The sequence below is a fragment of the Streptomyces coerulescens genome (assembly GCF_042657965.1).
GTDB classification, from domain to species: domain Bacteria; phylum Actinomycetota; class Actinomycetes; order Streptomycetales; family Streptomycetaceae; genus Streptomyces; species Streptomyces coerulescens.
The window spans coordinates 341253-362433 of the sequence record NZ_JBHSKM010000012.1 but is presented as its reverse complement, the minus strand read 5'-3'; the positions used below and the strand labels follow the sequence as shown (position 1 = coordinate 362433).

The 21181-nt window shown below is 69.3% G+C and carries 18 protein-coding genes and 2 riboswitches; of the genes, 12 read left to right on the top strand and 6 right to left on the bottom strand.

The window, feature by feature from the left end:
* Positions 1-148: 148 nt before the first annotated feature.
* Positions 149-964, bottom strand: coding sequence for a helix-turn-helix transcriptional regulator (locus tag ACFPQ9_RS21135; protein ID WP_380855141.1), 816 nt, complete (start codon positions 962-964; stop codon positions 149-151).
* Entirely contained in the window at positions 954-1808 is an 855-nt protein-coding gene (locus ACFPQ9_RS21130) for a helix-turn-helix domain-containing protein (protein WP_380855138.1), read from the bottom strand. Before ACFPQ9_RS21130 ends, ACFPQ9_RS21135 begins: the two co-directional genes overlap by 11 nt.
* 556 nt (positions 1809-2364) lie before the next feature.
* On the opposite strand from ACFPQ9_RS21130, the gene ACFPQ9_RS21125 reads away from it, so the two are divergent.
* From ACFPQ9_RS21125 to ACFPQ9_RS21110, 4 genes are read left to right on the top strand one after another with little or no spacing between them, the layout of a single operon-like run.
* Positions 2365-5142, top strand: a complete 2778-nt coding sequence (locus ACFPQ9_RS21125; RefSeq protein WP_380855135.1) for an alpha/beta fold hydrolase — start codon at positions 2365-2367, stop codon at positions 5140-5142.
* Complete coding sequence (locus ACFPQ9_RS21120; RefSeq protein WP_380855132.1) at positions 5139-6071, top strand: NAD-dependent epimerase/dehydratase family protein; 933 nt, start codon at positions 5139-5141, stop codon at positions 6069-6071. Before ACFPQ9_RS21125 ends, ACFPQ9_RS21120 begins: the two co-directional genes overlap by 4 nt.
* Positions 6072-6078: 7 nt before the next feature.
* Positions 6079-6531, top strand: coding sequence for a nuclear transport factor 2 family protein (locus tag ACFPQ9_RS21115; protein ID WP_380855129.1), 453 nt, complete (start codon positions 6079-6081; stop codon positions 6529-6531).
* A gap of 16 nt (positions 6532-6547) precedes the next feature.
* Positions 6548-7192, top strand: a complete 645-nt coding sequence (locus ACFPQ9_RS21110; RefSeq protein WP_380855323.1) for a 4'-phosphopantetheinyl transferase family protein — start codon at positions 6548-6550, stop codon at positions 7190-7192.
* 12 nt (positions 7193-7204) lie between these two features.
* Here ACFPQ9_RS21110 and ACFPQ9_RS21105 read toward each other — a convergent pair whose 3' ends face one another.
* The 4 genes from ACFPQ9_RS21105 to gcvT all read right to left on the bottom strand — a co-directional run bounded on the left by ACFPQ9_RS21105 (position 7205) and on the right by gcvT (position 11614).
* On the bottom strand, positions 7205-8572 hold the full coding sequence (locus tag ACFPQ9_RS21105; RefSeq protein ID WP_380855126.1) for an L-serine ammonia-lyase: 1368 nt from the start codon (positions 8570-8572) through the stop codon (positions 7205-7207).
* Between the two features lie 92 nt (positions 8573-8664).
* Positions 8665-9951 carry a serine hydroxymethyltransferase gene (gene glyA / locus ACFPQ9_RS21100; protein WP_380855123.1) on the bottom strand — a complete coding sequence of 429 codons (1287 nt, stop codon included), beginning with the start codon at positions 9949-9951 and terminating at the stop codon, positions 8665-8667.
* Positions 9952-9967: 16 nt separating this feature from the next.
* Positions 9968-10345, bottom strand: a complete 378-nt coding sequence (gene gcvH / locus ACFPQ9_RS21095; RefSeq protein WP_107902594.1) for a glycine cleavage system protein GcvH — start codon at positions 10343-10345, stop codon at positions 9968-9970.
* Positions 10346-10486: 141 nt separating this feature from the next.
* Positions 10487-11614, bottom strand: a complete 1128-nt coding sequence (gcvT, locus tag ACFPQ9_RS21090; RefSeq protein ID WP_380855120.1) for a glycine cleavage system aminomethyltransferase GcvT — start codon at positions 11612-11614, stop codon at positions 10487-10489.
* Positions 11615-11652: 38 nt separating this feature from the next.
* Positions 11653-11766: riboswitch (glycine riboswitch) on the bottom strand.
* A riboswitch (glycine riboswitch) is annotated at positions 11767-11868 on the bottom strand. It lies immediately after the preceding riboswitch.
* Between the two features lie 170 nt (positions 11869-12038).
* Between gcvT and ACFPQ9_RS21085 the strand changes: the two genes are divergently transcribed.
* From ACFPQ9_RS21085 to ACFPQ9_RS21050, 8 genes are all read left to right on the top strand, one after another.
* A complete protein-coding gene (locus ACFPQ9_RS21085; RefSeq protein ID WP_380855117.1) occupies positions 12039-12713 on the top strand; it encodes an AAA family ATPase in 675 nt (224 codons plus the stop codon).
* A gap of 79 nt (positions 12714-12792) precedes the next feature.
* Positions 12793-13584 (top strand): enhanced serine sensitivity protein SseB, encoded by a 792-nt coding sequence (locus ACFPQ9_RS21080; protein ID WP_380855114.1) that lies wholly within the window; start codon positions 12793-12795, stop codon positions 13582-13584.
* Positions 13585-13729: 145 nt separating this feature from the next.
* A complete protein-coding gene (locus ACFPQ9_RS21075) occupies positions 13730-14527 on the top strand; it encodes an enhanced serine sensitivity protein SseB C-terminal domain-containing protein (RefSeq protein WP_380855111.1) in 798 nt (265 codons plus the stop codon).
* Positions 14528-14889: 362 nt separating this feature from the next.
* Positions 14890-15888 (top strand): ABC transporter permease, encoded by a 999-nt coding sequence (locus ACFPQ9_RS21070; RefSeq protein WP_380855108.1) that lies wholly within the window; start codon positions 14890-14892, stop codon positions 15886-15888.
* 58 nt (positions 15889-15946) lie between these two features.
* Positions 15947-17698 carry an ABC transporter substrate-binding protein gene (locus ACFPQ9_RS21065; protein ID WP_465269578.1) on the top strand — a complete coding sequence of 584 codons (1752 nt, stop codon included), beginning with the start codon at positions 15947-15949 and terminating at the stop codon, positions 17696-17698.
* A 69-nt stretch (positions 17699-17767) separates the two neighbouring features.
* On the top strand, positions 17768-18775 hold the full coding sequence (locus ACFPQ9_RS21060; RefSeq protein ID WP_380855102.1) for an ABC transporter permease: 1008 nt from the start codon (positions 17768-17770) through the stop codon (positions 18773-18775).
* On the top strand, positions 18772-19869 hold the full coding sequence (locus ACFPQ9_RS21055) for an ABC transporter ATP-binding protein (protein WP_380855099.1): 1098 nt from the start codon (positions 18772-18774) through the stop codon (positions 19867-19869). Before ACFPQ9_RS21060 ends, ACFPQ9_RS21055 begins: the two co-directional genes overlap by 4 nt.
* The gene (locus ACFPQ9_RS21050) at positions 19866-21161 is read left to right on the top strand and encodes an ABC transporter ATP-binding protein (protein WP_380855096.1); all 1296 of its coding nucleotides are present in this window, start codon (positions 19866-19868) and stop codon (positions 21159-21161) included. Before ACFPQ9_RS21055 ends, ACFPQ9_RS21050 begins: the two co-directional genes overlap by 4 nt.
* The last annotated feature ends 20 nt before the right edge of the window (positions 21162-21181 follow it).

The following is a 21181-nucleotide window of genomic DNA, read 5'->3' as shown; positions in this document are numbered from 1 at the left end:
CGCAAGGGCGGCACGCCGGGGGAAGCATGCCGCAGGGAAGACATCCGCGAAGGGACTGAGTGCCTTCCACACCTTCATCCAAATGCCTGGCATTGCACGCGGCAACGGAACTTTCAGGAAGCTGCCAGCGGAATTCCGGGGCAGGCGATCAGCTGTCGGTTCCCTGGGGGAGCGGTGGCAGCAGGCCCAGTTCGGCGGCCCGGACCCCGGCCTGGAAGCGGGAGTTGGCGCCGAGCAGTGCCATGATCTCGGCCACATGGCGGCGGTAGGTGCGCACCGAGACCGTGAGCTCGCGGGCGGCCACCTCGTCGGTGACCCCGGCCCGCAGCGCGCCCAGCACCTGCCGGGCCAGCTGGGCCCGTTCGGGGCTCGCGAAGACGATCCGTTCCTGCGCGGGCACCGCCTGGCCCCAGACCGTCTCGTAGAGGGAGTTCAGGGTGTGCAGGAACTCGGGCGCCCGGATCAGCGAGGCGCGCGGACCGGTCGGGGACTCGGCCACCACCAGGGCGCGGGCGCCGTCGACCAGCAGCGCCTGCAGCGGTGGAACCGGAGCCACCCGGATCGCCATCGGCCGCTCCCTGACGAACTGTTCGGGGTCGGGCGAGGCATCCAGGAACACGGGTACGGTCAGCAGCCGCACCGACACCGGCTCGGCAGCACCGTGGATCAGCTCCGGTTCCGCGCCGGTGGGCCCGTCCGTGCCCGACACCCGGGCATGCACGATGTCGATGGTGCGGGTGGCCTCGCGGATGAGGCGGCGCGCGGTGTCGAGCACCACGTCGTAGCCGCCCTCGACCTCGGTGATCAGCTGCTCCTCGACGCTGCGGTCGCGGTGCAGCGCCACGGTCGACTCGATCAGTGTCCGCACCTTGAGCAGCGCCTGCTCCAGATCGTCCGCCGGCTGTCCCGCCCTGCGCCGCAGTGCTCCCCGCTCCGGCTCACCTCCGCGCGGCCTAGTCCCCACCGCGGCCCCTCGCACCGCCGTTCCGCGCCGAGGCCGGTGCGATCAACCCCAGCTCCGCCGCTCTCACACCCGCCTGGAAGCGGGAGTCCACATCGAGCTCACGCAGGAACCTGGCGACGTACCGTCGGTAGGTACGCAGGGAGACATCGAGCTCGCGGGCCGCGGCCTCGTCGGTCTTGCCCTCGCTCAGCCGCACCAGGATCTCCCGGGCGAGTTCGGTGCTGAGCCGTTCGCGCATCAGCAGGTGCTCGGTGAGCCCGCGCCCCCGTGACCAGGCACCGGCGAAGAGTATTTCCAGGGCACGCACCGCGGCGACGTCGTTCACCACGGCGGTGTGGCCGCCCATCTTCTCGGTCGTACGCACCAGGGCCGAGGTGCCGTCGACCACCAGGGTCTCGGGCACGGGGCAGGCGGTCACCCGTAGTTCCAGGCGTACGTCGTCGGGCGGGGTGGGCGGCGCCGGCAGCAGGTCCGCGGCCTCGACGGTGCACAGTGCCCGCACCGTGACCTGGGCCGGTATGCGGGGCACCAGATTCCGCGCGGCCTCCGCCCACTCGTCGGCGTGGGTCAGGGTGATGCTCACGGTGTGCCGGGCCCGGCCGATGAGCTGTTCCAGGGATCCGCCGACCGGGACTCCATTGGTGCGCAGCAGTGCGGCGGGGCCGGCGGATCGGCGGTGGTACAGGTCGACGGTGGAGTCGATCAGCGCATGGGCCTTGAGGAGCGCCTCCTCCACAGACGCACCGTGGTCGTCGTCCGCCGTCGATTGCGCGGGCGGCCGCACGACCGTCTCGGCGCCGTCCCCGCCGACCGCAGCTCCGGTCGGCCCATCGGCACCTGTCACTGACGACTCCCCCGTCCGTCCAGGCATCTCGCATTCGCACATACTGCCCCGGCGTCAACCAGGACCGCACAATTGGCAAATTCCTGTCGACGCGTTCGATGCGCCCCGGAAAAGACGTCGAACCGCGACAGGCAGCCAGTTGACAAATCACCGCCCACGATAGTTCGGGCGCTCACTTTCAGTCAACAAATCTTCGGCCCGCGCGTCGGGCAAGGGCCGGTTTATCGCTCAAGAAAAAACAAGACTTAGGGCGTAAATCTCCCCAAACCGAACCGCATACGCTGGCAGAAAGCTGACCAATTCGCCAGGCCGGAGCGGGGTTGTACTCATCCGCTGGCAGTTGTCTGTCAAATCGCTTCCCCACTCTTCCTGTGGCGCACCGCACACGAGACACTCGCCTGTTTATTTGAATCGCCAACCAAAGTCGTGGCCATGCGGTGATCGATGTGTCAGCAACCTGCAAGAGCTGGCCGCTACAGGTCTTTCCGCACTCCACGAAAATTCCGGCGCCTAGGGTCTCCGTGTTTCCATTCAGGATTCGATTCCGGAGCGTTCCTTGAAGAAAGCACTGACGAACAACTCCCCGATTTCGAACATCACGGACCTGCTCACCCGAACCGCGCGGAACCATGCGGAATCCGGGCTCACCTACTGCCTCGGCGGTGCCGACGCACCGCACGAGTTCCAGAGCTACCCCGAGCTCCTGAAGGAAGCCCGCCTCCTCCACTCCGCCCTGTGCGCCCGCGGCCTGGCCCCGCGCGACAAAGTGGTCCTGATTCTCGAACGCCCCCGGAATTTCCTCACCGCCTTCTGGGCCTGTCTGCTCGGCGGATTCGTGCCGTGTCCGCTCTCCCCGCAGCGCGGCGACCCGACCCGCTGGGCCGCCCAGCTCACCCATGTGAACACCCTGCTGGAGAGCCCGCTGGTGCTCACCGAGGCGTCCCTCGCCGCCGAACTGCCCGCGACGGACGGGCTCCGGGTCGCCGCCATCGAGTCGCTGCACGGCGTGGAGCCTTCCGCGCCGGCCGCCGAGCCGCACCGGGCGGCCCCCGAGGACATCGCCGTGCTCGTGCTGACCTCCGGGTCGACCGGCAACTCCAAGGCGGTCCGGCTCAGCCACGCCAACCTGCTCGCGTCGATGGCCGGCAAGAACGGCTACCACCGGCTCACCGCCGCCGACACCACCCTCAACTGGGTGTCGTTCGACCATGTCGCGGCCCTCCTCGAATGCCATCTGCTGCCGCTGTACGCGGGCTCCCGGCAGTGCCATGCCGAGCCGTCGGCCGTCCTCGGCGAACCACTGGAGTTCGTGCGGCTGCTCTCCCGCCACCGGGTCACGGCGACCTTCGCTCCCAACTTCCTGCTGGGACTGCTCCTGACGACCGAGCCCGGAGCCGAGCCCCTCGACCTGTCCTCGCTGCGGCACCTGATCAGCGGCGGGGAGGCGGTGGTCGGCGCCACCGGCCGTGCCTTCCTCGAGCGCTTCGCGCCGTACGGACTCGGCCCCGAGATCCTGTGGCCCGCCTTCGGGATGACCGAGACCTGCGCCGGCAGCATCTACAACCTGGGCTTCCCCGAGGCCGACCACGACCAGGAGTTCGCCGCCGTCGGCACCCCCGTCGAAGGGCTGCGCATCCGAATCGCGGACGACGGCGACAGGGCGCTGCCCGAGGGCGAGACCGGCGAACTCCAGCTGTCCGGACCCGTCGTCACGACCGGCTACTACAACAATCCCCGGGCCACCGCCGAGGCGTTCACCGCCGACGGCTGGTTCCGCAGCGGCGACCTCGGCCGGATCACCGCGGGCCGTCTCACCCTGGTGGGACGCAGCAAGGACAGCGTCATCGTCAATGGCGTCAACTACTTCAGCCACGAGGTGGAGAGCGCGCTCGAACAGCTCGACGGAGTGTCCCGCTCCTACGTCGCCGCCTTCCCCACCCGCCCGGCGCACAGCGACACCGAGCAACTGGTCGTGGCCTTCCACCCCGAGGTCCCGCACGACGACGACGCCGCACTGCACCGCGTGCTGACCGCCGTGCGCGGCACCGTGGTGGCGCAGTGGGGTTTCCGGCCCGGCCTGCTTCTGCCCCTGGACAAGGACGCGTTCCCCAAGACCAGCCTGGGCAAGATCCAGCGGGCGCTGATGCGGCGCCGCCTGGAATCGGGCGCGTACGACAGCGCGGTGCGCTCGGTGACCGAGCTCGTCGAGCGCGTACTCGGAGGCCACACGGAGCCCGAGGGCGCCACCGAGCGGACACTCGCCGGGATCTACGCCGAGCTGTTCGGGATCGCACCGGACTCGGTCAGCGCCACCGCCGACTTCTTCGACCTGGGCGGGACCTCGCTCGACATCCTCCGACTGCGCAGCGCGGTGGCCCAGCGGCTCGACGCGCCCGGGCTCCAGGTCATCGACCTGCTGACCGCCCCCACCGTCCGCGCCCTCGCCACACGGCTGGCCGAGCGCGCCGCCCCCGGCGCCCCCGAGCCGTACGACCCCCTCGTACCGATGCAGCGCAGCGGCACCAAAACGCCCCTGTTCTGCGTCCACCCGGGCGTCGGCGAGGTCCTGGTCTTCGTCAACCTCGCCAAGTACTTCACGGGCGACCGCCCCTTCTACGCGCTGCGCGCCCGCGGCTTCAACGAGGGGGAGAAGCCCTTCGCCACCTTCGAGGAGATGGTCGACACCTATGTCACCGCCATCCGCGGCCGGCAGCCGCACGGCCCGTACGCGATAGCCGGGTACTCCTACGGCGGCGCGGTCGCCTTCGAGATCGCCAAGGTCCTCGAGTCCCAGGGCGAACGGGTCGACTTCGTCGGCAGCTTCAATCTGCCGCCGCACATCAAGTACCGCATGGAAGAACTCGACTTCGTCGAGACCGCGGCCAACCTGGCCTTCTTCCTCGCCCTCATCGACAAGAAGCAGTCCCTCGAACTGCCCGGCCGGCTGCGCGGCCTGCCGCGCGCCGAGCAGCTGGCGCGTTTCATCGAGCTCGCCCCTGACCGGCGGCTGCGCGAACTCGACCTGGACCTGGCCAGGTTCGGCGACTGGGCGGAGCTCGCGGACAGCCTCACGGACCTGGGACGGACGTATGAACCGAGCGGCTCGGTGCGCTCGATAAGCGTCTTCTACGCCACCCCGCTGCGCGGCACCAAGGAGAACTGGCTGGCCCACGAACTGCGCCGCTGGGACGACCACACCACGACGGACAACCGGTACATCGAGGTGCCGGGCGAGCACTACACACTGATGGGCCCACGCCATGTGGCCGAGTTCCAGGCGATTCTGCGCCGGGAGCTGGACCGGGCGATGGGTGACGGCGAGGGAGAGCAGTGAAGGGCCGAAAGATTCTGATCACCGGAGGCACCGGGCAGGTCGCCCGCCCGGTGGCCGAGGCGCTGGCCGCGGAGAACGAGGTCTGGTGCATCGGCCGGTTCGGTACACCGGGGGTGGAACGGGAGTTGCGTGAGCGGTCCGTCACCACCTGGCGCTGGGACATGGACGAGGTCTCCGGGGACCCGCTGCGCGGCCTGCCCGACGACTTCACCCATGTGCTGCACTCGGCGGTGCGCCGCGGCGACGACGGCGACTTCAACGCCGCCGCCGAGGTCAACGCGGTCGCCGCGGGCCGTCTGATGCGTCATTGCCGACGCGCCGAGGCGTTCCTGTACGTGTCGACCGGGGCGGTCTACAAGAAGCAGACGCTCGACCACAAGTACACCGAGAGCGACCCGGTCGACGGCGTCGCGGACTGGCTGCCCGCCTACCCGGTCGGCAAGATCGCCACCGAGGGCGCGGTGCGTGCCTTCGCCCAGGTGCTCGGCGTCCCCACCACCATCGCCCGCCTCAACATCGCATACGGACCCGGCGGTTACGGCGGAGTGCCCATGCTGTACTTCGCGCGGATGCTCGCCGGTGAGCCCATCCCGGTGCCGCGGACCGGCCAGAACTGGTGCTCGCTGCTGTACACGAGCGACCTGGTGGCCCAGGTGCCCCGGCTGTGGGAGGCGGCCGCGACCCCCGCGACGCTGGTCAACTGGGGCGGTGACGAGCCGGTCGGGATGACCGACTGCGTGCGGTATCTGGAAGAGCTCTCCGGTGTCCCGGCCAAGCTCGTACCGAGCGATGTCACGCGCGAGACCTACCAGTTCGACCCCACGCTGCGGCGGCGCCTGACCGGGCCGTGCACGGTCGGCTGGCGCGACGGCATCCGCCGCACGCTCGCGGCGCACCACCCCGGACATGTGAAGCCCGAGGAGCGCTGAGGAGGCCATGGAAAACGAGGAGACCATGGGAAACGAGGAGACCATGGGAAACATCGACGTCGTACATGCCGCCTACCGGGCCTTCCACGCCCGCGACGTGGACGCCCTGCTGGCCACCCTGGACCCGGACGTCGCATGGGTGCACCCCGAGGGCATGGACCGGTACGGCCTGGGCGGCACCAAGGTCGGGCACGCGGGAGTACGCGAGTTCCTGGCCCGGGTACCCGCCGTGATCGGCGGGATGCGGCTGCGCCCCCAGGAGTTCGTGTGCTCGGGGGACCGGGTGGTGGTGTTCGGCGAACGGGAGGTGACCTCGCTGAGCGGGGACACCGAGACGCTCGACTTCGTCCACTCCTGGACCCTGCGGGCGGGCCGTGCCGTACGGATGGCGGACATCTTCGACACCCTCCCGTTCGGGCGGCTCATCGAGACCGGCACAGGGACGAGCGGGGGTGAGTGAGGACGGGGCCGACGGCGTGATCGCGGCGATCCTGCCCCGCGAGGTGGTCGCGGCGGCATCGCGTGTCGACGCGCCCGAAGCGGACCTCTTCCCCGAGGAGCGGGCCCTGATCAGGACGGCCGGGCCCAAGCGCAGGGCGGAGTTCACCGCGGCCAGGGTCTGCGCCCGGCGCGCCCTGGCCCGGCTCGGCGTCCCCGCCGCACCGATCCTCACCGGCGACCGGCGGGAACCGCTGTGGCCCGAGGGGGTCGTCGGCAGCCTCACCCACTGCGCAGGATTCCGCGCGGCGGCGATCGGCCGTACGGCCCGGTTCGCGAGCATCGGCATCGACGCCGAGCCGGACGAGCCGCTGCCCGAAGGGGTGCTCGAACACATCAGCCTGCCGCGGGAACGAGCACAACTGGCGGGCGGGGAGGGCCCGAACCGGGACCGCCTGCTGTTCAGCGCCAAGGAATCCGTCTACAAGGCGTGGTTCCCGCTCGCCCGCCGCCGGCTGGGCTTCCACGAGGCGGCGATCACCCTGGAAGTCGACGGAACGTTCGCCGCCGACCTGCTCGTGCCCGGCCCCGTCAGCGGATTCCACGGCCGCTGGCAGGCGCGCGACAACCTGATCGTGACGGCCGTCGCGACACCACGGACGGCACGCCGGCCGCCGGTCTGAGGGCCCGTTCCCTCAGCACTCGATGATGTTGACCGCGAGCCCGCCCCGCGCCGTCTCCTTGTACTTCACCGACATGTCCGCCCCGGTGTCCTTCATCGTCTTGATGACCTTGTCCAGGGACACCTTGTGCGAGCCGTCCCCCCGCATGGCCATCCGCGCCGCAGTGACCGCCTTCACCGCGGCCATGCCGTTGCGCTCGATGCAGGGGATCTGGACGAGACCGCCGACCGGGTCGCAGGTGAGGCCGAGATTGTGTTCCATGCCGATCTCGGCGGCATTCTCGACCTGCTCCGGGGAGCAGCCGAGGACCTCGGCCAGCGCGCCGGCCGCCATGGAGCAGGCGGAGCCGACCTCGCCCTGGCAGCCGACCTCGGCGCCGGAGATGGAGGCGTTCTCCTTGAAGAGCATGCCGATCGCGCCCGCGGCGAGCAGGAAGCGGACCACGCCGTCCTCGTCGGCGCCGGGCACGAAGTTGATGTAGTAGTGCAGGACCGCCGGGATGATGCCCGCCGCGCCGTTCGTCGGGGCCGTCACGACACGGCCGCCGGCGGCGTTCTCCTCGTTCACGGCCATCGCGTAGAGCGTGATCCACTCCATGGCGAGCGCCTTCGGGTCGCCCTCGGAGCGCAGCTTGCGGGCGGTGTTCGCGGCCCGGCGGCGGACCTTCAGACCGCCCGGCAGGATGCCCTCACGTGCCATGCCGCGCGACACGCACGCGCGCATCACCCGCCAGATCTCCAGCAGGCCCTCGCGGATCTCCTCCTCGGTGCGCCAGGCCCGCTCGTTCTCCAGCATCAGCGACGAGATCGACAGACCCGTCTCGCGCGTCAGGCGCAGCAGCTCGTCGCCCGTGCGGAAGGGGTACTTCAGGACCGTGTCGTCGAGCTTGATCCGGTCCGCGCCGACCGCGTCCTCGTCGACGACGAAGCCGCCGCCCACGGAGTAGTACGTCTTGGACAGCAGTTCCTCGCCCGAGGCGTCGAACGCCCACAGGGTCATGCCGTTCGCGTGGTAGGGCAGCGCCTTGCGGCGGTGCAGCACGAGATCCTTGTCGAAGTCGAAGGGGATCTCGTGCTCGTCGAGGAGCCTCAGGCGGCCCGTCGACTTGATGTTCTCGACCCGCTCGTCGGCGGTCTCCACATCGACCGTGCGGGGCGAGTCGCCCGCCAGGCCGAGCAGCACCGCCTTGGGGGTGCCGTGGCCGTGTCCGGTGGCGCCGAGCGATCCGTAGAGCTCGGAGCGTATGGAGGCGACGGAGGGCAGGACGCCCTCGTTGTGCAGGCGGCGGGCGAACATGCGTGCCGCGCGCATCGGGCCGACCGTGTGGGAGCTGGACGGGCCGATGCCGATCGAGAACAGGTCGAAGACCGAGATGGCCACGGGGACTCCTCAATACGGGGTGGTGCAGAAGGCTTCCGCGGGGTGCCCCGCCCGCTCACTGACCAGTGTGCGGGACACCCCACGGAAAGGAACTACTTGTTCAGAACGGGATAGAGCGGGTGCTTTTCGGCCAGTGCCTTGACCCGGGCCTTGAGTGCGTCGACGTCGTAGGACGGCTTCAGGGTCTCGGCGATCACGTCGGCGACCTCGGTGAAGTCCTCCGCGGTGAAGCCGCGGGTGGCCAGCGCCGGGGTGCCGATCCGCAGGCCGGAGGTGACCATCGGCGGGCGCGGGTCGTCGGGCACGGCGTTGCGGTTGACGGTGATGCCGACCTCGTGGAGACGGTCCTCGGCCTGCTGCCCGTCCAGCTCGGAGGCGCGCAGGTCGACCAGGATCAGATGCACGTCGGTGCCGCCGGACAGCACGTTCACACCCGCCTCGCGGGCGTCCGGCGCGGTCAGCCGGCCGGCCAGGATGCGGGCACCCTCGATCGTGCGGCGCTGGCGCTCCTTGAACTCCTGGGAGGCGGCCACCTTGAAGGACACCGCCTTCGCGGCGATCACATGCTCCAGCGGGCCGCCCTGGAAGCCGGGGAACACCGAGGAGTTCAGCTTCTTCGCGAACTCCTTGCTGCGGGCCAGGATGATCCCGCCGCGCGGGCCGCCGAGGGTCTTGTGGGTGGTGGAGGTGACCACGTCGGCGTGCGGGACCGGGTTGGGATGCAGACCCGCGGCGACCAGCCCGGCGAAGTGCGCCATGTCGACCCACAGGTAGGCGCCGACCTCGTCGGCGATCCGCCGGAACGCCGCGAAGTCCAGCTGCCGCGGGTACGCCGACCAGCCGGCGATGATCACCTTCGGCCGGTGCTCCTTGGCCAGGCGCTCCACCTCCGCCATGTCGACCAGGCCGGTGTCGGTCTCCACGTGGTAGGCGACCACGTTGAACTGCTTGCCGGAGAAGTTCAGCCGCATGCCGTGGGTCAGGTGGCCGCCGTGCGCCAGGTCCAGGCCCAGGATCGTGTCGCCGGGCTGGGCGATCGCGAACAGCGCCGCCTGGTTGGCGGAGGCACCCGAGTGCGGCTGCACATTGGCGTACTCGGCGCCGAACAGCTCCTTGACCCGGTCGATCGCGATCTGCTCGGCGACATCGACGTGCTCACAGCCGCCGTAGTAACGCCGCCCCGGATAGCCCTCGGCGTACTTGTTCGTGGCGACCGAGCCCTGCGCCTCCATGACCGCGACCGGAGCGAAGTTCTCCGACGCGATCATCTCCAGCGTCGACTGCTGACGCTCCAGCTCGGCATCCAGCGCCGCCGCGATCGCCGGATCCAGCTCATGCAGCGGGGCGTTCAGAAGGGACTTGTCAGATGTGTCAGACATAAGGGGGTAGGGCTCCTCAGCCGGCGGTGTGGGCGACGTACTCGTCGGCGGAGAGCAGGTCGGCCGGCTCCTCCGTGATGCGTACCTTGAACAGCCAGCCGCCCTCGAAGGGGGCGGAGTTCACGAGCGCCGGGTCGTTCACCACGTCCTCGTTGATCTCGGTGACCTCGCCGGTGACGGGGGAGTACAGGTCGGAGACGGACTTGGTCGACTCCAGCTCGCCGCAGGTGTCACCCGCGGTCACGGTCGAGCCGACCTCGGGGAGCTGGGCGTAGACGACATCGCCGAGCGCGTTGGCCGCGAACTCGGTGATGCCGACCGTCGAGACGCCGTCCTCGGCGGTCGACAGCCACTCGTGCTCCTTGCTGTAGCGCAGCTGCTGGGGGTTGCTCATGGCCTGAATTCTCCTGTACGCGCGGGAGTGGTGGTGAATGGGGGACGGCTGGATACGTGCGTGATCAGCGGAAATGTGCGCAGGGTCACGCGCGCACCGCTGTCAGTCTCTTCTTGTGACGCCGCTCGTGCCGCTCGGGGGCTACTTCTGGCGCTTGTAGAACGGCAGCGCCACGACCTCGTAGGGCTCGTGGCTGCCGCGGATGTCCACGCCGACCCCGGCGGTGCCCGGCGCCGCGTGCGCCGCGTCGACGTACGCCATGGCGACGGGCTTGCCCAGGGTGGGGGAGGGTGCACCGGAGGTGACCTCGCCGATGACCTCGCCGCCGGCGACGACCGGGTACCCGGCGCGCGGGACGCGACGCCCCTCGGCGATCAGGCCGACCAGCACGCGCGGCGGGTTCTGCGAGGCGCGCTCGGCGGCCTCGGCCAGCGCCTCGCGCCCGACGAAGTCGCCCTCCTTCTCGAACTTCACCACCCGGCCGAGCCCGGCGTCGAAGGGGGTGAGGGAGGTGGTCAGCTCGTGGCCGTACAGGGGCATGCCGGCCTCCAGGCGCAGCGTGTCCCGGCAGGACAGCCCGCAGGGGACCAGCCCGACGCCCTCACCGGCCTTGGTGAGCGCCTGCCACAGCTCCACGGCGTGCTCCGGCTTCACGAACAGCTCGAAGCCGTCCTCGCCGGTGTAGCCCGTGCGGGCGATGAGCGCGGGCACGCCGGCGACGGTGCCGGGCAGACCGGCGTAGTACTTCAGGCCGTCGAGGTCGGCGTCGGTCAGGGACTTCAGGATGCCGGGGGACTCGGGGCCCTGGACGGCCAGCAGCGCGTAGGCGTCGCGGTCGTCGCGGACCTCGGCGTCGAAGCCGGCGGATCGTTCCACCAGGGCGTCGAGCACGACCTGGGCGTTGGAGGCGTTGGCGACGACCATGTACTCGGTCTCGGCGAGGCGGTAGACGATCAGGTCGTCGAGGATGCCGCCGTCGGCCTGGCAGATCATGGTGTAGCGGGCGCGGCCGACGCCGACGGAGGCGATGTTGCCGACGAGGGCGTGGTTCAGCAGAGCGGCCGCGTCCGCGCCGGTCACGGTGATCTCGCCCATGTGCGAGAGGTCGAACAGGCCGGCCTTGGTGCGTACGGCGTTGTGCTCGTCGCGCTCGGAGGCGTAGCGCAGGGGCATGTCCCAGCCGGCGAAGTCGGTCATCGTCGCGCCGAGCGAGCGATGCAGGGCATCGAGCGCGGTACGGCGCTTCTCAGAGGGGGCGGTGCTGCTCATCGGACGTTTGTCTCCCAAGGCATGACAGGCGAGGTCGTTCCTCCCCATCTGTCATCGGAACCTGAGAGGTTCGCCATGATCCCGAAGACGGTGATCACGGCTTGCACCTTGGGTGGGGCCGCTACACGCAGCGACCCGCTTTTCAGATGTGCCTCGCCCGCGCGGTAACGGGGCCTGAGAGATTCAAGGGAGGGACTTGCTCCTTCGGCGCCCCAGCGATGCACTGCTGCTGGGGACTCTCCCGCGCGGATTCAAACGGCCGGTATGCAGTTGGCGCCGCCATCATTGCATGCCGGACCCCGTCGGGGGCAGGCCATCTCTGTAACCGGCTTGTGGCAGGAAGCGAACGAAAAGGAGGAGATCCTCTATTACCTTCTCTTTACGCTCAGTGGGGATGGGGACTCCTGGACCCCGGAGGAGGACGATGACGGTGAACCGCACCACGGCGTACGCCACGACCACGGGCATCGCGCTGCCCAAGCAGCCCGCGGCACCCGGTGTCGAAGCGCACGTCGTGTGCCCCGCGCCCGTGGTCCGCGATCTGCGCGAACGCTCCGGCCACAGCCCGCACGCGCTGCTCTTCGGCCCCAAGGACCTCGTCGTGATCACCGGTCTGCCCGGCAGCGGCAAGTCGACGCTGATGCAGCGGACGGTGAAGGGCCTGCGTATCGACTCCCAGGACACCCGGGACCGCTGGGACGCCCGGATGCCCGGCTTCCTCCCCTACGCCGTCTACCGCCCCCTGGTCCGCCTCGCGCACTACGCCGGGCTGCGGCGCGCGGTGCGCAGCGGCGAGGGCGTCGTCGTGCACGACTGCGGCACCCAGGCCTGGGTGCGCGGCTGGCTGGCCCGCGAGGCCCGCCGCCGGGGCGGCACCCTGCATCTGCTGCTGCTCGACGTGACGCCGGGCACCGCCCTGGAGGGCCAGCGCGAGCGCGGCCGGGGCGTCTCGCGGTACGCCTTCCTGCGGCACCGCAGAGCGGCCTCCAGGCTGCTGCGCTCGGCGGCGAAGGGCGATCTGCCGCAGGGCTGCGGTTCGGCGGTGCTGATCGACCGGGACGCGGCGGACGTACTGCGCCGGATCGGATTCGCGGGCTGACCTCCCGCAGACCTGACGGGGGCGGACACCGGCTAGCCTTTTGAGCCACAGACGTGGTTCACAGCAGGCGGTCAGACAGATGGACTTCCCAGCGGATCTCCCCGCGGACTTCTCGGCCCGGGCCCACCTCCACCCGCACGGAGGCTGGCCCGGCAATGAACTGGAGGAGGTGCTCTCCGCCTCCCTCGGCATGCCCTCGGCGGGCGCCCGCATCGTCGAGGTGCTGGGCCGCAGCTTCGTCTGGGTGCCCCTGCCCAACGGCGGCGGCCCGCACAGCGGCCCACTGGACCTGCCCACGGTGGAGATCGAGGGCCAGGGGTACGTCCCGGTGTTCAGCTCCGAGGAGCAGTTCCGTCAGGTCGTCTGCTCCCACATGGCGTTCACGGTCGCCCCGGCCGTGGAGTTCGCGCGCGGTCTGCCGCCGCACGTGGGCATCGCCCTGAACCCGGACGGCGTGGTCGGCGTCCCGCTGCCCCCGGCGGCCGTCGCCGAGCTGTGCCGGGTGGGCCGCACCCCGCTGGACGGCCCCGGCTCCGGCGGCCGGGTCAGGCTCTACGAGCCGGACTGGCAGGAGGACCCGGTCGACTTCCTCGCCGCGGCGTCGGCCGAGTTCGCCGCGACGGGCGTGGTCGCGACGGCACGCCGCTGCCTGGCGGCGATCGAGACGGCCGCCCCCGTGATGTTCATAGGCGTCGAACTCACCCACTGGGAGGGCGACCTGCGCGCCGCCCCCACGACCGCCCTCGCCCAGGCCCTGGGCCGCGCCCCGGTCCCCTGGCAGGTCAACCTGGTCCTCCTGGACGTGGCCCAGGACCCGGTGATCGAGTGGATGAGAGCAAAGGTACGGCCCTTCTACACGCGGGAACTCTGAGAACCTGGGGGCGCGAGGAACTGCGCGACCAGCCCCCACCGGCCCGCAGGCGGAAGAACACCTCAAGTCCCGAGCTCTCCACGGCTCTCCCGGGGGAGCGCCTAAGCTGGGCTCAAAGCCATGTTTCCCGAAGGGGCGGTAAATCGTGAGCGCGAGCGGCACAACCTCGACCGGACAGGTCGAGCACATGCTGCGCCAGGTGACGCCCGGGCGCTACGACGCCTACGAGGCCCTCCTGCGGGCCCTCGCCACCCCTTCCTCCGGCCAGGTCTGGATGCTGCTGTGGCACGGCCAGGCCGGGTCCCCGGACGCCCAGTACGGAAACATGGAGGTGGACGGGTACGGCTACGCCCCGTGCGTCACCTCCGCCCAGGAGCTGTCGGCGAGCGGCTGGAACCGCAGCTACGAAGTGGTCGACGGCATCGATGTGGCCCGCACCCTGTACCCGGACCACTACGGCCTCTGGCTGAACCCGCACGCCCCGGGCGGCGGCGTCGGCATCCCCTGGCTCGACCTGCGGCGCATCGCCACCGGCCTGGACCGCCAGCCCGCAGGACCGCTGCGGCTGTCGGAGCCCGGCATCGAGATCCCGCAGTTCTACGCCCTGCTCGCGCAGAACGCCCACCGCACCCAGGCGGTCCGCTCGCTGCGCCGCGCCTGGGTGCAGCCCGCGCTCGGAGCGCCGTATCTCGCCATCGGTCTTGATGTGTACGACACCAGCCCGTCCGCGGTGGACTCGGTGCGCTCGATGATGCTTCAGTCGATCGGCGCGGTCCCCGACGGGCTGCCGGTGTCGACCGTGGCGATGAGCGACGAGGACGATCCGATCGCCATGTGGATGCGCGCGAGCGCCCGGCCGTTCTACGACCGCGAGGCGCACGCCGCACCCGCTCAGGCTCCCGCGGGCGGCTACGGTTACCCACCGGCACAGGGCCGTTACTGATCATTCGGCCCGCTGACCTACCGTTCAGTCGGCAGCCCGACTTCGTAGGCGCGGGCGGTGGTTGACTGCGGTTTCAGAGGTAAATCTCCGCGCGTAGATGCGAACGGAAGGTACCGGTCCGCCCTCATACGCCCCAACTGGCTCGCGTCCGCCGGTCGTTACCCGTTGTTCGGATAACGGAACCCTCCAGACAGCATCACGGTTGCGCATCCTTTCCCCGTCAACTCTGGCAACAGATCGCCTGAGCGTTGAAGACTCCCCGCAAGACACGGGCCGGTCGGTCCTGTGTACGAGAAACAGCAACCGCTACAGCGGGCAGCGAGGGGGTCGGCAACCGCCGGCCGAGAGGGGTCAATCTCACCGTGACCGCACCGATCGAGACAACGGGAGCGGAGGCTGGAGCACAGCCCGAGGCCGTGCTCTCCGGGGTCAAGAAAAGCCAGATCGAGGGGCGTTCGCTGGGACAGATCGCCTGGTCCCGTTTCAAAAAGGACAAGGTGGCGGTCGCCGGCGGGATCATCGTGATCCTGCTGATCCTGCTCGCGATCCTCTCCCGGCCCATCCAGGCGCTGTTCGGCCTGGACCCCAACGCCCTGAACCAGGATCTGATCGACCCCAACACCTCGCTGCCCAAGGGTGACTTCGGCGGTATGAGCTGGGACCACCCGCTCGGTGTGGAGCCGAAGTTCGGCCGGGACATCGCCACCCGCATCCTGGAGGGCTCCTGGGTCTCGCTGGTCGTCGCCTTCGGTGCCACGCTCCTGTCCAACACGATCGGAGCCGTCCTCGGCGTCGTGGCCGGCTACTACGGCGGACGCGTTGACACCGTTATCAGCAGGCTGATGGACACCTTCCTGGCGTTCCCCCTCCTGCTGTTCGCGATCGCCATCTCGGCCACGCTCCAGGGCGGTGCTTTCGGCCTGGAAGGTCTGCCGCTGCACATCTGCGTGCTGATCTTCGTCATCGGCTTCTTCAACTGGCCCTATCTGGGGCGCATCGTCCGGGGCCAGACACTGGCCCTGCGCGAGCGGGAGTTCGTCGACGCCTCGCGGGGGATGGGGGCCAAGGGGCCGTACATCCTCTTCAAGGAGCTGCTGCCGAACCTCGTGGGGCCGATCATCGTCTACTCGACGCTGCTGATCCCGACCAACATCCTCTTCGAGGCGTCCCTGAGCTTCCTCGGAGTCGGTATCCAGCCTCCGCAGGCTTCCTGGGGCGGAATGATCAACCAGGCGGTCGACTACTACCAGGTCGATCCGCAGTTCATGATCGTTCCTGGCCTCGCCATCTTCGTGACCGTTCTGGCATTCAACCTGCTCGGCGACGGTCTCCGTGACGCTCTCGACCCGCGCAGCCGCTGATCCGCGGCCGCAGCGAGAGTCCATAAGATTTCCAACAATGGAGGGGAAGCAGACCATCATGCGAAGGTCAGTGCTGGCCGCGGTCGCGGCCGTCGGCAGTGCGAGTTTGCTGCTTTCGGCTTGCAGCAAGGCCGATGACAACTCGGACAACAACGGAAACAAGTCGGCTGGGGCCAACGCAGCGACCAAGGGTGTCGTCAACGCCTCCACCCAGAAGGGTGGGACGGTCACGTACGAGTACTCCGACGTCCCGGACTCCTTCGACCCCGGCAACACGTACTACGCGTACATGTACAACCTCAGCCGGCTCTATGCGCGCCCGCTGATGACGTTCAAGCCCGCCGCGGGCGAGGCGGGCAACGAGCTCGTCCCCGACCTCGCGTCCGGCAAGGGCGTGCCGAGCGACGGCGGCAAGACCTGGACGTACAAGCTCCGTCCGGGCCTGAAGTACCAGGACGGCTCCGCGATCACCTCGAAGGACGTCAAGTACGCCGTCGAGCGCTCCAACTTCGCGCGTGACGTGCTCTCCCTCGGCCCGAACTACTTCCAGCAGTTCCTCGAGGGCGGCGACAAGTACAAGGGCCCCTACAAGGACAAGAGCGACGAGGGCCTGAAGTCCATCGAGACGCCGGACGACACCACGATCGTCTTCAAGCTCAACCGCGCCTTCCAGGAGTTCGACTACCTGGTCGCGACGCCGCAGACGGCGCCGGTGCCCAAGGCCAAGGACACGGGCATCGACTACGTCAAGAGCATCGTGTCCTCGGGCTCGTACAAGTTCCAGAGCTATGACGAGGGCAAGCAGGCCGTCCTCGTCCGCAACGAGAACTGGGACGCCAAGACGGACCCGCTGCGCAAGCAGTACCCGGACAAGATCGTCGTCAAGCTCAAGGTCAACGCCGAGACGATCGACCAGGACGTCCAGGCCGGCACGGCGATCGACCTCGGTGGCGGTGGCGTCCAGGCCGCGACCCAGGCGAAGGTCGTCAACAGCGCCGACCTGAAGGCCAACACCGACAACACCTTCGGTGGCCGCCTGGTCTACATGGCGATCAACAACCAGGTCGCGCCGTTCGACAAGGTCGAGTGCCGCAAGGCCGTCCAGTACGCCATCGACAAGGTCTCCGTGCAGACCGCCGAGGGCGGCCCGATCCGCGGTGACATCGCCACCACGGTCCTCCCGCCGGACATCCCGGGCTACCAGAAGTCGGACGTCTACGCGACCGAGGGCAACAAGGGCGACGTGGCCAAGGCCAAGGAGCAGCTGAAGGCCTGCGGCAAGTCGACGATCACCACCAACATCTCGGCGCGCAGCGACCGCCCGCAGGAGATCGACGCGGCCACCGCGATCATCGCCTCGCTGAAGAAGGCCGGCATCAACGCCTCCCTGAAGCAGTACCCGTCGGGCAAGTACTTCACCGACTACGCGGGTGTGCCGACCTTCGACAAGAAGCAGAACATCGGTCTGCACATGATGCAGTGGGGTGCCGACTGGCCGTCCGGCTACGGCTTCCTCCAGCAGATCCTGCACGGTGACGCGATCGGTACGTCCGGCAACACCAACCTCTCCTACATCAACGACAAGCAGATCAACGAGATGCTGGAGAAGGCGATCGCGACGCAGGACGACACGGAGCGCAACAGCCTGTACGCCGAGATCGACAAGCGTGCGATGGACCAGGCCGCTCTCGTCCCGCTGACCTACTTCAAGGTCCTGCTCTACCGCCCCGCCAACTTCACCAACCTGGTGTCCACGGCGGCCTTCAGCGGTCAGTACGACTACCTCAACATCGGCACGACCAAGAAGTAGCCCCGGAAGGCAGGTGAAGGCATTGGTGCCCGTGGGCTTCGCGGCCCGCGGGCACCAGCGCCGGTCCCCGTGATCTCGTACATCCTCCGTCGGACGCTCGCGGCAGTGATCCTGCTGCTGGTCGTCACCGCGGTCACCTTCGCGATTTTCTTCCTGCTGCCACGGATGGCCGGCCAGACGGCCGACCAGCTCGCGCAGCAGTACATCGGAAAGAGCCCGACGAAGGCCGACATCGCCGCGGTCAAGCAGAACCTCGGTCTGGACCAACCCATTTACGTCCAGTACTGGCACTTCATCAAGGGGATCGTGGCCGGCGCCTCCTACGACCTGGGCCCCACCACGGCGCAGTGCAACGCGCCGTGCTTCGGCTACTCCTTCAAGAACCACGTCGAGGTCTGGCCGCAGCTCACCTCGCGCCTTCCGGTGACCCTCTCGCTGGCGGCCGGCGCGGCCGTGCTGTGGCTGGTCTCCGGTGTGCTGATCGGCGTGATCTCCGCGCTCAAGCCCCGCAGCTTCTTCGACCGCACGTTCATGGGCGTCGCGCTCGCCGGTGTCTCGCTGCCCATGTTCTTCACGGGCAACCTGGCGCTGCTGCTCTTCACCTTCCAGTGGCCGATCTTCGGCCGCACCTATGTACCGTTCACCGAAAATCCGGCCCAGTGGGCCAACACGCTCTTCCCGGCCTGGTGTTCGCTCGCTCTGCTGTACTCCGCCATCTACGCGCGGCTCACCCGCTCGGGCATGCTGGAGACGATGAACGAGGACTTCATCCGCACGGCCCGCGCCAAGGGCCTGCGCGAACGCAAGGTCGTGGCCCGGCACGGGCTGCGGGCCGCGCTGACCCCGATCATCACCGTCTTCGGTATGGACCTGGGTCTGCTGCTCGGCGGTGCCGTGATCACGGAGACCGTGTTCTCGCTGCCCGGCATCGGCCAGTACGCGGTACAGGGCATCACCGACAACGACCTCCCCCCGATCCTCGGCGTCACCCTGCTGGCCGCCCTCTTCGTCGTGATTGCAAATCTCCTGGTGGACCTGCTCTACGCCGCCGCCGACCCGCGCGTGAGGCTCTCGTGACCGAACTCTCCAAGACCGGTGCCGCCGTGGGCGAGCCCACGAGCTCACCCTCGAACGGGCCCGACGCCTTCCTCGCGGTCCGAGACCTCAAGGTGCACTTCCCCACCGACGACGGCCTGGTCAAGTCCGTCGACGGACTCAGCTTCGAGGTGGAGAAGGGCAAGACCCTCTGCATCGTGGGTGAGTCGGGCTCCGGCAAGTCCGTCACCTCGCTGGCGATCATGGGCCTGCACCGGCTCGGCGCGCGCGGCAAGAACGTGAAGATGTCCGGTGAGATCTGGCTCGGCGGCAAGGAACTGATCTCCGCCGACCCGGACGAGGTGCGCCGGCTGCGCGGGCGCGAGATGGCGATGATCTTCCAGGATCCGCTGTCCGCGATGCACCCGTACTACACGATCGGCAGCCAGATCGTGGAGGCGTACCGGGTCCACCACGACGTCAACAAGAAGACCGCGCGCAAGCGGGCCGTCGAGATGCTCGACCGGGTCGGCATCCCCGAGCCCGACAAGCGGGTCGACAACTACCCGCACGAGTTCTCCGGCGGTATGCGCCAGCGCGCCATGATCGCGATGGCGCTGGTCAACAACCCCGAGCTGCTCATCGCGGACGAGCCGACGACCGCCCTCGACGTGACCGTCCAGGCGCAGATCCTCGACCTCATCCGGGACCTGCAGAAGGAGTTCGGCTCCGCGGTCGTCCTCATCACCCACGACCTCGGTGTGGTCGCCGAGATCGCCGACGACGTCCTGGTGATGTACGGCGGCCGGTGCGTGGAGCGCGGCTCCGTCGACGACGTCTTCGAGCGGCCGCAGCACCCCTACACCTGGGGCCTGCTCGGCTCGATGCCGCGCATCGACCGGGAGACCTCCGACCGGCTCATCCCCGTCAAGGGCCAGCCGCCGAGCCTCATCAACGTCCCCTCGGGCTGCGCCTTCCATCCCCGCTGCCCGTACGCGGACGTCCCCAAGGGCGATGTCACCCGCACCGTGCGCCCGGAGCTCCAGCCGGTCGGCAGCGGACACTTCTCCGCCTGCCACCTCTCGGCGGAGGACCGCACGCGGATCTGGACCGAAGAGATTGCGCCGAAGCTGTGAGTGAGACGAAGAAATCGGACGCGACCGTCCCGGCGCAGACGTCGGCTCCCGTCGCGGAGCGCGAGGTGCTGCTCAAGGTCGAGGGTCTGCAGAAGCACTTCCCGATCCGCAAGGGCGTCCTCCAGCGCCAGGTCGGCGCGGTCAAGGCCGTCGACGGCATCGACTTCGAGGTGCGCAAGGGCGAGACCCTCGGCGTGGTCGGCGAGTCGGGCTGCGGCAAGTCGACCATGGGCCGGGTCATCACCCGGCTCCAGGACCCCACGGGTGGCTCGATCCACTTCGAGGGCAAGGACATCACCCGGCTGAACACGGCCGGGATGCGCCCGCTGCGGCGGGACATCCAGATGATCTTCCAGGACCCGTACGGCTCCCTGAACCCCCGGCACACCATCGGCTCGATCGTCTCGGCGCCCTTCCGGCTCCAGGGCGTCGAGCCCGAGGGCGGGGTGAAGAAGGAGGTCCAGCGCCTGCTGGAGCTGGTGGGTCTGAGCCCCGAGCACTACAACCGCTATCCGCACGAGTTCTCCGGCGGTCAGCGCCAGCGCATCGGCATCGCGCGGGCGCTCGCCCTGAAGCCGAAGCTGGTCGTCGCGGACGAGCCGGTGTCCGCCCTCGACGTCTCCATCCAGGCGCAGGTCGTGAACCTGATGGACGACCTCCAGCAGGAGCTCGGCCTCACGTACGTGATCATCGCGCACGACCTGTCCGTCGTACGGCATGTCTCGGACCGGATCGCGGTGATGTACCTCGGCAAGATCGTCGAACTCGCCGACCGCACCGCGCTGTACGAGGCGCCGATGCACCCGTACACCAAGGCCCTGATGTCGGCCGTGCCGGTGCCGGACCCCAAGCGCCGGGGAGCCAAGAGCGAGCGCATCCTGCTCCGCGGTGACGTGCCCTCGCCCATCGCCCCGCCGAGCGGCTGCCGCTTCCACACCCGGTGCTGGAAGGCGACGGAGATCTGCCGGACGACGGAGCCGGCGCTGGTGGAGCTGCGGCCCGGTCAGCGCGTGGCGTGCCACCACCCGGAGAACTTCGAGGACCAGCAGCCGCAGGACACGGTGCTGCTCTCCGTGGCCAAGGAGGCGGCGGAGCTGGTGGCCGACGAGGTGCTCGCGGAGTCGGCGGAGACGTCGGCCGCGGTGGCCGCGGAGGTGCGGGCCGCCGAGGCCGACACCGCGGCCGAGGCTGCTGACAGTGCGGCCGAGCCTGCCGACAGTGCGTCCGAGCCTGCCGAGCCTGGCGACTCGGCCGACGCGCCCGCGACGCCCGCCAAGAGCGACGACAAGTAACCCTGCTGACGCCCTCGCCT